The organism is Chryseobacterium sp. SSA4.19 (assembly GCF_022601875.1).
Lineage (GTDB): Bacteria > Bacteroidota > Bacteroidia > Flavobacteriales > Weeksellaceae > Chryseobacterium.
This window is the reverse complement of sequence record NZ_JAKVIP010000013.1, coordinates 78,158-91,232: the sequence shown is the minus strand read 5'-3', so window position 1 is coordinate 91,232 and position 13,075 is coordinate 78,158. Positions and strand designations below refer to the sequence as shown.

The 13,075-nt window shown below is 36.3% G+C and carries 15 protein-coding genes; 3 read left to right on the top strand and 12 right to left on the bottom strand.

The annotated features are described in order from the left end of the window. The first annotated feature begins 13 nt into the window (after window positions 1–13). Both MKJ01_RS10875 and MKJ01_RS10870 read left to right on the top strand, forming a co-directional pair. Window positions 14–790, top strand: a complete 777-nt coding sequence (locus tag MKJ01_RS10875; RefSeq protein ID WP_241613867.1) for a carboxypeptidase-like regulatory domain-containing protein — start codon at window positions 14–16, stop codon at window positions 788–790. A gap of 78 nt (window positions 791–868) precedes the next feature. Continuing rightward, on the top strand, window positions 869–1,603 hold the full coding sequence (locus MKJ01_RS10870) for an SIMPL domain-containing protein (protein ID WP_241613869.1): 735 nt from the start codon (window positions 869–871) through the stop codon (window positions 1,601–1,603). Window positions 1,604–1,685: 82 nt separating this feature from the next. Here MKJ01_RS10870 and MKJ01_RS10865 read toward each other — a convergent pair whose 3' ends face one another. The 5 genes from MKJ01_RS10865 to MKJ01_RS10845 form a co-directional block, all read right to left on the bottom strand. Then, complete coding sequence (locus tag MKJ01_RS10865) at window positions 1,686–2,198, bottom strand: GNAT family N-acetyltransferase (protein ID WP_241613872.1); 513 nt, start codon at window positions 2,196–2,198, stop codon at window positions 1,686–1,688. Window positions 2,199–2,200: 2 nt separating this feature from the next. Further along, entirely contained in the window at window positions 2,201–2,422 is a 222-nt protein-coding gene (locus MKJ01_RS10860; protein ID WP_241613874.1) for a hypothetical protein, read from the bottom strand. Further along, window positions 2,415–3,689, bottom strand: coding sequence for a DUF2851 family protein (locus tag MKJ01_RS10855; protein ID WP_241613876.1), 1,275 nt, complete (start codon window positions 3,687–3,689; stop codon window positions 2,415–2,417). The genes MKJ01_RS10860 and MKJ01_RS10855 overlap by 8 nt, the downstream gene beginning before the upstream one ends. Window positions 3,690–3,905: 216 nt before the next feature. Further along, window positions 3,906–5,054: an N-acetyl-alpha-D-glucosaminyl L-malate synthase BshA gene (gene bshA, locus MKJ01_RS10850; RefSeq protein WP_241613885.1), complete on the bottom strand. Its 1,149-nt coding sequence runs from the start codon at window positions 5,052–5,054 to the stop codon at window positions 3,906–3,908. Between the two features lie 42 nt (window positions 5,055–5,096). Continuing rightward, window positions 5,097–6,791 carry a glycoside hydrolase family 3 protein gene (locus MKJ01_RS10845; protein ID WP_241613894.1) on the bottom strand — a complete coding sequence of 565 codons (1,695 nt, stop codon included), beginning with the start codon at window positions 6,789–6,791 and terminating at the stop codon, window positions 5,097–5,099. A 110-nt stretch (window positions 6,792–6,901) separates the two neighbouring features. Between MKJ01_RS10845 and MKJ01_RS10840 the strand changes: the two genes are divergently transcribed. Next, window positions 6,902–7,399: a hypothetical protein gene (locus MKJ01_RS10840; protein WP_241613896.1), complete on the top strand. Its 498-nt coding sequence runs from the start codon at window positions 6,902–6,904 to the stop codon at window positions 7,397–7,399. Between the two features lie 77 nt (window positions 7,400–7,476). On the opposite strand, the gene ribA is transcribed toward MKJ01_RS10840, so the two are convergent. The 7 genes from ribA to MKJ01_RS10805 all read right to left on the bottom strand — a co-directional run bounded on the left by ribA (window position 7,477) and on the right by MKJ01_RS10805 (window position 12,958). Continuing rightward, window positions 7,477–8,076 carry a GTP cyclohydrolase II gene (gene ribA / locus MKJ01_RS10835; RefSeq protein WP_241613898.1) on the bottom strand — a complete coding sequence of 200 codons (600 nt, stop codon included), beginning with the start codon at window positions 8,074–8,076 and terminating at the stop codon, window positions 7,477–7,479. 17 nt (window positions 8,077–8,093) lie between these two features. Beyond that, window positions 8,094–8,555 (bottom strand): hypothetical protein, encoded by a 462-nt coding sequence (locus MKJ01_RS10830; RefSeq protein WP_241613899.1) that lies wholly within the window; start codon window positions 8,553–8,555, stop codon window positions 8,094–8,096. Next, the gene (locus tag MKJ01_RS10825) at window positions 8,552–9,163 is read right to left on the bottom strand and encodes a DUF4254 domain-containing protein (protein ID WP_241613901.1); all 612 of its coding nucleotides are present in this window, start codon (window positions 9,161–9,163) and stop codon (window positions 8,552–8,554) included. Before MKJ01_RS10825 ends, MKJ01_RS10830 begins: the two co-directional genes overlap by 4 nt. A gap of 16 nt (window positions 9,164–9,179) precedes the next feature. Next, the gene (locus MKJ01_RS10820; RefSeq protein ID WP_241613903.1) at window positions 9,180–9,386 is read right to left on the bottom strand and encodes a twin-arginine translocase TatA/TatE family subunit; all 207 of its coding nucleotides are present in this window, start codon (window positions 9,384–9,386) and stop codon (window positions 9,180–9,182) included. Window positions 9,387–9,416: 30 nt separating this feature from the next. Continuing rightward, window positions 9,417–10,982, bottom strand: a complete 1,566-nt coding sequence (locus MKJ01_RS10815) for a peptidoglycan DD-metalloendopeptidase family protein (protein ID WP_241613905.1) — start codon at window positions 10,980–10,982, stop codon at window positions 9,417–9,419. Next, on the bottom strand, window positions 10,979–11,827 hold the full coding sequence (locus tag MKJ01_RS10810; protein ID WP_241613907.1) for a DUF4292 domain-containing protein: 849 nt from the start codon (window positions 11,825–11,827) through the stop codon (window positions 10,979–10,981). Before MKJ01_RS10810 ends, MKJ01_RS10815 begins: the two co-directional genes overlap by 4 nt. Before the next feature lie 114 nt (window positions 11,828–11,941). After that, window positions 11,942–12,958, bottom strand: coding sequence for a sugar phosphate nucleotidyltransferase (locus MKJ01_RS10805; RefSeq protein ID WP_241613909.1), 1,017 nt, complete (start codon window positions 12,956–12,958; stop codon window positions 11,942–11,944). Between the last annotated feature and the right edge of the window lie 117 nt (window positions 12,959–13,075).

Genomic DNA, 13,075 nt, shown 5'->3' with positions numbered 1-13,075 from the left:
ATAATACTGACCAATGGAAAAATTAAGGTTTTTAATAATCCTGCTTTTTACGGTATTGTTTAGTCCTGCTTTTTCACAAATTATCAAAGGGAAGATTACCGATGAAGAGGGAATTGATCTTCCTGCTGTTGCAGTAATCAATATGTCTACCGATGAAAAGGTATCTACATTAGCTGACGGTACTTTTTCTATAGCGGCTTTGCATGATGATGAAATCAGGTTTGTAAAAACCGGTTATGAAAGAGCTTCCATAAAAGCAAGTCATGGTGTCGGGAAATTTCTTTTGATCAGGTTGATTAGAGTGGCCCGTGATATTGAAGAAGTAAAGGTAACCAAGATAACAGGAGACCTTAACAAGGATGCTAAAGCTGCGGCTCGAACCGACCAGAGAAAAATGGTTCAGGATGCAGTGGGACTTCCGCAGCCTGTCGGAAAAATGCGTGAAAAGCCTGCCGAAGTAAAAGAAGTTTTAGTGCCGATAATTCTGGGCCAGCTGAATGTTCAGGGAATGTATGATCTCATCAGCGGAAAGGCCAGAAGACAGAAGCGGCAATATAGATATGATGATCTTCAGGAAGATATTGCATGGATAAGAAACAGGGTAGATGATGAATATTTTACAAAGGAAGGAATTCCTGAAGAAAGAATTTCAGAATTCATCGGGTTTTCATTTCTTACACGACCACAGACAAGAACTTTTGTAAGAGCGAAAAACCTGGCGGGTGCTTTGTCCAGAATGGATGGAATGATTAAGGTATTTACCACAAGGCTTAACGAAAGTAAACGGTAATATACATGAAGACTGGAATAAAATTTGATGCATTGAAAAATTAATCAATCATTATTAGGTATTTAAAATCAATGATTTATGAATAAGAATATTATTGCCGTTGCTACGGGAGCCCTCGGATTTATCATCGGTCTTGCTTTCTTAGGGAATGCGATTAAAAACAGGAATAAATCTGAAAATACGATTTCGGTAACAGGTTTGGGTACTAAGAAATTCACTTCCGATCTGATTACCTGGTCAGGAAGCTTTTCTAAAAATAATCCTGATCTGAAGGCGGCTTATGATGAACTGGCTTTGGATAGGAAAATAATTAATGATTATCTCGTCTCCAAAGGGATCAGGCAAAGCGAAATTGTTTTTTCTTCAGTTGATATTCAAAAGCAGTTCAGAAGTTATAATGATACAAACGGAAATTATGTTCAGGGTGAATTTTCGGGATATAATCTGACTCAGAAAGTTTCGATTGAAAGTAAGGAAGTGGCAAAAATTGAAAATCTTTCCAGAAATATTACTGAAATTATTAATCGTGGTATTGAATTTACCTCTTCCTCTCCAAATTATTTTTATACAAAACTGGCTACTGTTAAACAGGAAATGATTGCCTCTGCAACAAAAGATGCCAGAGAGCGTGCCGAAAAAATAGCGGAAAATTCCGGAAGTCATCTTGGAAGTCTTAAGAAAGCAACCACAGGCGTGATTCAGATTACGGCACCCAATTCAAATGAAGAGTATTCTTATGGCGGAACTTTTAATACTTCTTCTAAAGAAAAAGAAGCAAACATTACCATTAAACTGGAATATGAAGTGGATTGATTTAAGAGGCTTATTTGCATCATCTGCTAAAATCAATTCAGTTTATAAAGTAAAACCGAAGTTATAGGCTTCGGTTTTATTTTTAGTGATATACAATATCATAAATTTCATCCTTCACTTCCTGTAGATTTTCAGGAGTATAATTTGCCAATAACCATAAATTTAAAGGTCTTTTTCCTTTTCCGTAGCTTGGCTGTACATACATTTCATCAATCAGGCTGAATCCGTTTTTCTGGTAAAAAGAATATCTTCTTTTGGCATTTTCTCCTAAATATTCAGGCTCGATTTCAAGAATAATCCGGGGATGATTCTCAAATAAATACCGGGTGATGTGAGAGCCTAATTTCTGGCTTCTGAATTTCTCAAATACTTCAAAATGTTCTACAAAGCTATAGGTACTCAGTTGCCATAGGATCAGATAACCTATATTTTTTGTTTCATGTAAAACGGAAATTATTTTTACTTTCGGATTTGAAAAAAGCAAAGCCAGCTTATCTCTGTCTCTTCTCTCATCTTCAGTGAAGGAAGAGCAATAAGAATCATAGATTTCCTGGAATCTATAGTCTTCAGGTGATGTAATTTGTAAGAATTCCATACTTATAAATCAAAAACATTGGGCCTTCTGGTAATAAAAATATCTTTTACCCAAAGGGTAAATGCCAGCCCAAGATAGATCAGGAAGAAAAAACCGGCGGTTGCAAATGTGGAGTATATAAAGAAAATCCTCAGTTTAGATACAGGAATTCCCAATTTGGCACCTGTTCTCGTAAGAACACCAAACCATTCTCTTTCCATTTTATGGCGCATATTGTCAAGCATCTGAAGAATCTTTTAAAAGTTTGAATCCGATGCTGCAATTTAAGCAATTTTTTTCTTCGCATGAGTGGTTGTAATGAAAAATGAGGCTCTGGCTTTCCAGCGCGGTTTTTACCGGTACGCCTAATCTTTTCCATTCATCTGTTATTGAATTTTTTTCTGCAGACAGGCTTTGGTAAAAACGGATTATTTCATCTGCCGTTTCTTCATAATGGTATTTATGATAAGTATATTTCAGTGGGAGGACAGTGTTAAGAATAACCAGTTCCATAAAATCTTTCGTCAGGGTTTTAGGTTGTTTTACCTTTGAAACTTTTCCAAAATTAAAATGATTGTTCCAGTATTCCGAAGCTTTTACCTCTTTAAATAATTCAGACAAACCATCAGCATGTTTGATATGAATGATTTTTGAAAACAGGTTTTGATGCCTGTTGTAAAGGCTTGCTAACTGGGACAGGCGGATGGTGGGAAAATTTGGCGGCCTGAGCCTTAAAAATTTGGGACGGAATTGTACATCCGGAATGCTGAATTTCGCTCTGATAAAGTCAAACTCCCGTTTCCATAAAGTCATTTGTTCGTCTTCAGGATGTTCAAGCCAACCGGAAATTCCGAATAATAAGGCTTCCAACTGAAGCTGATTTTGCCTGATTTTATTGATGATACTGAAATCAATGCTTTCTGCAATCTGTTTAAAAATAAATGCATTCACCTTTAATCCGAAAGAATAGGCAAGACTTTGAAATAAGACGGCTTCAAAATTATTTTTAAACTGCTCTAAACTTTTTTCAAATTCAATGGATTTCTCTTCCAGTTTTTTAAGGACATTTCCCTCATGGAAATTAATGGATATTTTAGAAGTGCTAAAAATAGGTTCACAAGGGATAAATTGACTGCCGGCTGTCAGCTTTTCATATTTCCGCAGGATATTTTCATCAATATAATCTCTAAGTTCCAAGGTCGGAATATGATTGTCAGTAAGCTCGTCAATCTCAGTATCATGATGAAAAACCACATGCAGAATAATATTTTGGTAATTGGGATCCTGGGAATGGTTGTGGAAAATCCAGTCGGAAGATTTTACATGCAGCTCAACATGACCGGCCAACAGGATATTACGGGCTTTCACTTTCGCATCTAGAAAATCCGGGCCGGCGTTGGTATTCCATTTTCCATATTCTATAATTTCAACATCATTGCCTTTAACATCTTTAAAGTCGAAATTGCTGAATATCTTGAAATTCCAGAGATACTGTAATAATTTTTCGGTCATCAGTTGTGTTTTTGTGTTACAACTAATTTAGGAAATTTTTTAATTCAAGATTCAAGATATTTTGCTCATTTCTTAGTAGTTACTATTAATAAGTTATTTTAAAAACAAAGCTAAGCTGCTAAATTAAGGATGCTATCTTTAAGATTTCAGAAATTACAATAGCAAAAGCATCCAAAAGGATGCTTTATTATATACTTTAGAAAACTTATTGTATAACTACATAAGGGTAACTTCCTTTTTAAACTTTTCTATCGTTATTCTGTACATTTCCTCATACACGGGCAGTATATTTTGCAGATCAAATCTAATGGCCTGTTCTTTTGCATTTTTCTTCATCTGGACCAAAAGTTCTTCATTGCTCAACAGCTTAATGGTATAATTGCTCATCGCTTCCACGTTTCCTATTTCTGCCAGAAATCCTGTTTCACCCTGAATATTCACTTCAGGAATTCCTCCTGCATTGGAACTGATTACAGGTGTATTGGCGGCCATTGCTTCCAGTGCAGCCAGACCAAAGCTTTCCTGTTCAGAGGGTAATAAAAACACATCTGAAAGCTGAAGGATTTTATAAAGGTCATTGACCTTACCCAATAAGCGGATTTTAGAAATCAGTTCAGGATTTTCTTCCAGGAACTGGTTTACTTTTTCCATATCCGGCCCTTCGCCGATGATGATAAGTTTTGATTTTACCTTTTTCTGGACATTTTTAAAAATCTGAAGCACTTCGTCTACACGTTTTACCGGGCGTAAATTGGAAACATGAATAAGGATTTTTTCATCAGGATTCGCAAACTGGGTCCGCTGGCAATCGCTGCGTTCTTCAAATTCCGAATTATCAATGAAATTGGTGATGACCTGAATCTCTTTCTTTATTTTGAAAAACTGAAGCGTGTCTCTTTTAAGGCTTTCTGATACGGACGTTATTGCATCCGACTGGTTGATAGAGAATTCTACTGCATGTTTATAGCTTGGATGCTGTCCTACCAGCGTAATATCCGTTCCGTGAAGGGTGGTAACCAGAGGAATATCGGTATTGTCTTCCTTCAGCATCTGTTTTGCCGTAAAAGCAGCATATGCATAAGGAATTGCATAGTGGGCATGTAGTAAATCTAATTTATAAAGATTAACAACCCGGTAGATCATTGAGCTCAATGCAATATCATAGGGCTGGTATTGGAAAAGAGGGTAGGTCTGAACATTCACGCGGTGAAAGAAAATGTTCGGATTGGTAATATCCAGTCTTGCAGGAAGGGCGGAACTTATAAAATGAACTTCGTAGCCTTTATTTGCCAGGGACATTCCCAGCTCCGTTGCTACAATTCCGCTTCCTCCGTAGGTCGGATAGCAAAGTATACCTATTTTCATTACTATATAATTGTTTTTTGATGTAACTGCTGTGTACTCACTTTATTTTATAGCTTTCGGATTAAAGTCTATCCCGGATCCCGCTTTCAAATGATCATTGACCAAAACAGGAAGCCTGCCCCTTATTTTTGTTTTTCCGTTAAGGGCATCGGCTGTTGCTTTCATCGAGTCATCATTGTTTTCATAAGCTACAAGAACCGTAGAAATTTTAGAGATATCAATGTCTTTTAATGCATACGCGCTGCCGAAAACATTCAGGATGACATTTTGGTTCTTTGCCAGGTCATATAGTATCTTTTTAGACGCTTCAGAAATTTTATAGGGCTTATATGCGGTGGAATTATCTTTATGGAAACCGACAAGTACAGTAGAATTAACAGGGATGGTATTAATTTCACCTGCTTTTTTAATGAGTATACCAGAGCCTAACCGGCTGGCAAAAGTCTGATAAGGAGCTTCTTCTAACGGAACATAATAGACTTCTTTTCCATCTAAAGGAAGCAGTTTCTTATCATCTTTCAATAAAGTTAAAGCATTTGAATATAAATTCTGCACCAAAATCTGATGTGAATCATTATTCAGATCCGTATTGATGTTTTCCGGATTTCTTGGTGTATACTGATCCAGTCCTAAAAAATATTTGGTAAGAAGAATTTTCTTTACACTTTCTTCTACTCTTGATTGTGGGATTTCTCCGTTATCTATCGCTTTCTGAATTAATTTTTTTCCTTCTGAAACTCCTTGTGAAAACAGCATAATATCATTGCCTGCTTTAAAAGCCATGGCATCAAGTTCACCGGGTTTATATTTATTGGCTACCGCTCCCATATTCAGGGCATCGGTAATAATCAGGCCTTTATAACCCAACTTTTCCTTCAGTAATCCTGTAACGATATTTGTTGAAACCGAAGCCGGAATCCCCTTTCCTGATTCCAGGGCAGGTACATACAAATGAGCCACCATGACGCCGCCGATCCCTTTGTTCATCAAGGCTTTAAAAGGTGCTAATTCTACCGTATTTAATCTTTCTGAATTATGCGAAACGACCGGTAGGTCCAAATGAGAATCGGTGCTTGTATCACCATGTCCCGGAAAGTGCTTGATTGCCGCTAAGATATTGCTATTCTGAAGCCCATTTGAGTATGACAAAGCAGAAGTGATCACATTATCAACATCTGATCCAAAACTGCGGTTGCCGATAATCGGATTGTTTGGGTTGGTATTGACATCTACTACAGGTGCAAAATCCCAGTTTATTCCCATACGGTGGCAGTCTTCGGCGATTTTAGCAGCCATGTGTTGAATTAAGCTTTTATCCTGTATGGCTCCCAGAGTCATTGCCCAAGGAAATTTATGGGCTGTGGGAATTCTTTGGTACACGCCCCATTCTGCATCCATCCCGATCATCATAGGGACTTTTGATTTTTGCTGGAATTCGTTAACAAGGTTAATCTCTCTTGCTGCATCATCCTGCATGAGAATTAATCCTCCTATTTTATCATTATTCACAATATTCCTGACTGCATTGATCTCAGCTTCTCCTTTATTGGTATAAAGAGCTACAATGAACAATTGCCCGAGCTTTTCATCCTGTGAAAGATTTTGATACGTTTTTTCGACCCAGTGATGTGCCTTCTTTACATCTTTTTTGGAAAGGTTTGCTGGCTGGTATTGAGCCATGAGTTTCAGGCTTAAGAATAAGGAAACAAAGACCAGAGTATAAACCAGTTTCTTCATAATATTCAATAATAACAAAAATACAATTAAAAAAAGGATGAAAACAATGTTTTTTTAATTTTTGGTATATGATTTGAATACGATCTATATAATAAACAAACTTTTATAAAATGAAAAAATTTCTTCCAATGCTGTTGCTGGCTTTTGTTAGCTTATTTATATTCAGCTGTAAAGATGATAATGAGGATTTCGATACCTACTCAAAAGTTGCTGACGTTACAGGGTCTTTCAATAATGGAAATGGCTATGCATTTACGCAGGGTATTAATATTCAGGGTACAGATGTGGTACTTGTATACAGGTGGTTAGGTGATTCATGGCAACAGATTCCTAAAATGATGTATCTTTCAAGTAACAGAGAGTTTCAGTATAACTTTGTTTTTGACAGTAAAAATGTACAGGTAAGAATAGATGATGAAAATTTTGATTTGGCTACATTAAACGCTTCTGAAGCTACTCAATATCTTAGCAACCAAAGATTCAGAATAGTTCTTGTTCCTGCAAGTGCAGCAAAAGGGACTTCTGCAGTTGATACAAGTGATTACAATGCAGTAATCAAATATTATAATCTTAATGATTCTAATGTAAAAAATGTAAAAGTTAATTAAGAATATCCTTTCAATTTTTTATAATTACAAAGCTCCGGAAGTGATTTCGGAGCTTTTTTATTTAAATTATATTTTGGCTATTTATTATTATCTTCAATTAAAAAATGACCGAAATAATCTTTCTTGGTCTGAAGATATCCTCTGCTGATTTCATTTGCCGGAATTTGTAAAGGGATTCTTGAGTTAAGATGGATATTGCTTTCCTCAACAAATTTTACTTTCTCAGGATTATTGGTCAATAGATTGATCTCCTTAATACCAAGTAAATTTAAAATTTCAATAGCCACATTAAAGTTCCTGTCATCAGCGGGAAGTCCTAGTTTTAAATTGGCTTCTACAGTATCAAAGCCCTGTTCCTGCAAAGAATATGCTTTAAGCTTATTAATGATACCAATATTTCTTCCTTCCTGGCGCAGGTAGATAATAATGCCTCCATTTTCATGGACATATTTCATTGCTGCATCGAGTTGTTGACCACATTCGCATTTTTTTGAATGGAAAACTTCTCCGGTAATGCATTCTGAATGGAAACGTACGTTAACAGGTTTTGAGAAATCTGTATTTTCAGCAACGATGGCCATATGAGGCATCCAGTCATTTTCGTTTTCGGATAATGCAATCATTCGGAACGTACCGTATTCAGTAGGCACATTGGATTCTGCCTGAATTTTAATCATCGATTAATACCTCTTAATTAATTTTGATTTTCTTTAATATAATCTTCAATCACAGAAATATTGGTTTTTAACCTTACCAGATATCGGTTAAGTACTTCATTATCATCAGTGTCAATATTTTTTCTCAACTGCTGAATTTTTTTATAAGACTTTTCAAAATCACGGATAGCCTTTTTCTTTCCGCTTGGATTATTTATGTCAATCGCATACAAATAATTCTGCAGGCTATATTTTAATGTAGTGATTTCATTATTTAAAGCATTATTCTTAAAATTCGGAAAGGTAGCAATAAGATTGGAAATCTCAGATGCATTTACATTTCCTTTTATGCTGATGTCGATGTTGTTTTTTGTACTTCTGTCGGAATCAGATCCTTTGGATTCACTATAGAAACTGGCTGACAGCGGAGAAAAATTAGGTTTTTCCGTTGCACAGGATGTTATAATCAGTATAATTCCATAAAAAAATAGTCTTTTCATTTTTGCCCCTTTTGATAGAGGATTGGATTAAGACTTTCATCGTTGTACATTTTCATTTGTTTGTACACCTTTATCTTAACATCACCGTTCTCAATATCAGAAAGCAACTGATTAATAGAAGTTGAAAGATCCATATGCTGGGCAAGAAGAACATCCAGCTTTGCCTGACAATTGGCTCTGTGATCTTCTGATGCCGAATCTCTGTTGGCCTCTAATGACATATGATAAACTTTGAGTGCAAGAATAGACAACCGGTCTACCGCCCATGCGACAGTCTCGGTGTTGATCTTTGCTTCAGGTTTAGGAATTATATTTTTGTATTTATTTAAAAACCAACTGTCTATGAACTCTACCAGATCAGTTCTTTTCTGATTGGAAGCATCAATCGCTCTTTTCAGTTGAAGAGCTTCAGCCGGATTAATATTTTCATCTCTAATTATATCTTCCAAATGCCACTGAACGGTATCAATCCAGTTCTTTGCATACAAAATCCGTTCCAAAGTATCTTTTTCGAACGGGTTATTAATTAAAGTATTAACGTCATCATACACATGATAATCTTCAATAGATCGATTGAAAACTTGCCATGCAGTTTCTGTAAAATTCATTCGGTATAGAGAATTTTTAGTTGCCTGAAGAGTTATTGTTGGTTGTTTTGTTCTCAGAGCCCGGTTTGTCCTCTTCTTTTACCGCATCCTTGAATTCTTTAATACCGGAACCTACGCCTCTCATCAATTCAGGAATTTTTTTACCTCCGAAAAGTAATAAAAGAAGTATGGCTACAATCAGGATATGCTGCCACGATAAGGAAAGTATTGTTAATGTGTTCATCTTAATTTTTTTACAAAGTTAATCTTTTTATCAATAGGAAACCCAACCTAATGGATCTACTGGTGTGCTTCCGTTCCATACCTGGAAATCAAGTGTATAAGTACCGTCAAAATCCTGTCCGATCACTCCAACCGGAGTTCCGGCCGAAACCTGTTGTCCCTTGGATACATTTACACTTCCCAGATTGGAATAAATTGTAAAGTAATTCCCGTGTTTTAAAATAACCGTTTTGGTACCGTCACTATTTGCGAGTACTGAAGAAACAGTTCCTGGGAATACAGATTTTGCACGTGTTCCGGAAGGAACTGAAATCTTAATACCGTTATTTTCCTCATCAATATTTTTAAAAACCGGGTGAGGATGTCTTCCGAAACGGTGGGTAATCTGCCCTATTTTATCTGCAGGATATCCTAAGCGCCCTTTATTATCAGCAAAATTGCTTCCGGCAACCGTTGTAACACCATAGCTTGTCATGGCTTTGGATTCAGCTGCTTTTTTGTCATCTTCTTTTTTTCTTGTAAGTGCAGCCTCTGCAGCTCTGGCAGCTGCTAATTTTTCGGTCGCTTCTTTGGCTCTCATAGTTGCTTCATCGGAAGCCTTTTTAGCAGCCACCTTTCGGGCTTCGTCTCTGGTGGTAGCCTCAGCTTTAGCAGCATCTTCATTACGTTTGCGTTCTTCCGCTGCTCTTTTTGCAACGAGTTCTGCTGCTTTTTTGGCTTCAGCTTCAGCAGCCAGACGTTCTCTTTCCAGTGCTTCAGCCCTGATTTTATTTTCTGCTTCTATTCTTGCTTTTTCTCTTTCGGCAGCTATTTTTGCCAAACGGATCTTTTCTGCTTCTGCCTTTTTTCTGGCCTCTTCTTCAGCTTTTGCAATCCTTATCTCTTCCGCGATAATACTTCTGATCTGCCCCTCTAATGTCTTAGACTGGGTTTGTTTCTGCCTAAGTTCTGAAGTCAGTTTGGATTCGTTCTTTTTGAAATCCGATACCAATTGCTCTTTTTGAGCTCTTTCGGCATTAATAGTAGTAAGATCCTTTTGTTGATTGACCAGCAAATTGGCTTTTGCTTTAACAGAATTCTGTTTTAGAGCGATACTCTGTTTTATTTTTGCTGCAACATTGGAGATTTCTGCTGCTTTTTTATCCTGGTAGTCAGAATACTGCTTCAGATACTGAACTCTTCGGATGGCCTCTCCCATATTTTTAGCGGAAAGAATAAAAGTCACTTTGTTCTGGACTCCTTTGTTTTTATAAGCATTTACCAAAACCCTGGCATAATTTTCCCTAAGTATTTTAAGCTCTTTGTTCTGATGGTTAATATCTAACTGACGAAGATAGATTTCGTCTTCAATAAATCTTTTTTCTTTTTGGGTATTGGTGTACACTTTTTCTCTCAACGCCAATTTTTTATTAACATTATCAAGATAAGCTACCGAAAGTTTAGATTCATTTCTCGTCTTTGCTAAATCTGTATTTATCTGAGCAATTTGTTTTTTTAATTCGGCATTTTGTTTTTGTAACTGTTCCTTTTTACCGCTTTGTCCATGATGCAGCCCGAACAATAAAATACCTATTAAAAAGCTAAATTTTTTAATCATCGAATCTCAATTTTCTTATAACTGGATGGGACAGAATAAGGTGTATCTATCCTGGAAAAGTCAAATTTCGTATTTTCCAGTAGAATTTGGCTGCTTTTTGAGCCTTTTATAATTATTTTAACATTTTTAGGCAGACGGATTGTATTGATTTCTTCCCAATTGCTGTATGATATTTCAAGTTCATCAGGCGTTAAAACATCTTTCAGACTTACTGATAACAAATCATAGTTTGTATCATACTGCAGTATAATTTTATATTCCCTCGTTTTTTCATCAGTCACGATTTTCTGATTGACATTGGATTCCATTTTAAAGCCCTGGGCATTTTTAGTCAGGGTAAATTGTGAGTCATTAATTTTAACAAAAGTTCTTCCTATTAAAATTTTTTCAAGAGCTTTGTAATCGATGAAATTAACATTTAATAGGTTATTTAGATAATCAAAGTCGGAATCAATATAGGTTTTACTGGTTTTATCCTGCCCTTTGATGCCTTCAGGGGTGGCTATTCCCCGGGCAACTGTTATTATAAAAGCCTGAAGATTCATCCATACTTTTTTATCTTTCTCAATATAAATCGTAGCATCCAGTGCAGGAACAAAACTTCCCGTCTGCACATTTACTTTACTGCTGATTTTAATCTGTTCAAATGCAGGCGGTATTAGTACATGTTCAAAGAATGTGAATTTATCTCTCACCGGCTCACTTACAACTTTAGGGCTCTTATTATCATCTAAAACGAAAGCACTATCCGCTTTGATGCTCCTGTCATTTTTCTTAGCAGAATTTCTCGTTTTACAGGAAGTTACCAAATGAATCAATGACAGTGCTATAATCCAGTTTTTCATCTGTTTATCTTATTATCTTTCAAATTAAAAAATGTTGCAATATTAACGCCAAACCACACAAAATGTTTTGTGTGGTTTGTTATACTTATCTGAATTAAATTTTTATAGATCAGTCTATTTAGACAAAAAATCAAGTACAGAATAATCTCCTAAAGAAATTTCTCTGGATACTCCAAAATACTGTGCGGAATTCCCGATCATGGAATTGGATAGGTTTCCGTGATTGATTTTTGTGTTTTCCTGAATCAAAGAGTTTTCAATGTTTGAATTGATAACAATGGTATTATTTCCCAGAGAAACGCCGGGTCCCACTTTTGAATTGGAAATCTTTACGTTTTCTCCGATAAAACATGGTTGAATAATCAGGGAATTTTCAATATGGGCAGACGTAGGATATGTTGACATTTCTTCTCTTTCATATTCCAGGATTTTACTGTTGGTTTCTACAGTTGCATTTTTATTTCCGCAGTCCATCCAGTCGTTTACCTTACCAAGAGAGAACTTTGCCCCTTTTGCCCTGAGGTTTTCCAATGCGGTTGTCAGCTGATATTCTCCTCCGTTTTTAATATCATTATCCATGATATAGTTGATTTCATTCATCAGGGTTTCAGCACTGTTAAAATAATAGATGCCGATAATGGCAAGATCTGAAACGAAAGTCTGGGGTTTTTCAACAAAATCTGTAATAAATCCATAGTTGTCCAATTTTACCACGCCGAAAGCGGAAGGGTCATCAACGCTTTTTACCCAGATAACACCGTCTGAATTTTTGTCCAAAACGAAATCTGCACGGAAAAGTGTATCGGCGAAGGCAATAACCACATCTCCGCTCATTGACTGTTCGGCACATTTAATGGCATGTGCTGTTCCAAGAGGGTCATTCTGGTAATAAATACTCCCTTTCGCTCCTAATTTTTCAGCAATATGAAGGAGGGATTTTTCAATCTCAGGACCAAAATCCCCAATGATGAATGCAACTTCTTCAATGCTCTCTCCTGCAACTTTCGCAATATCTTCTACCAATCTCTGTACAATCGGTTTCCCGGCAATAGGGATAAGGGGTTTAGGAACGGTTAATGTATGGGGACGTAATCTGGAACCCCGTCCAGCCATTGGAACAATAATTTTCATAAATATGTAAGTATGTTTTTGTTTAGTCAGTCTTAATTTCTGATAAAGATAGTGATAAAACGATGGATTACCGATCGATTATATTTCTTTTAATCTATATTTTTTAATGGATTGTAA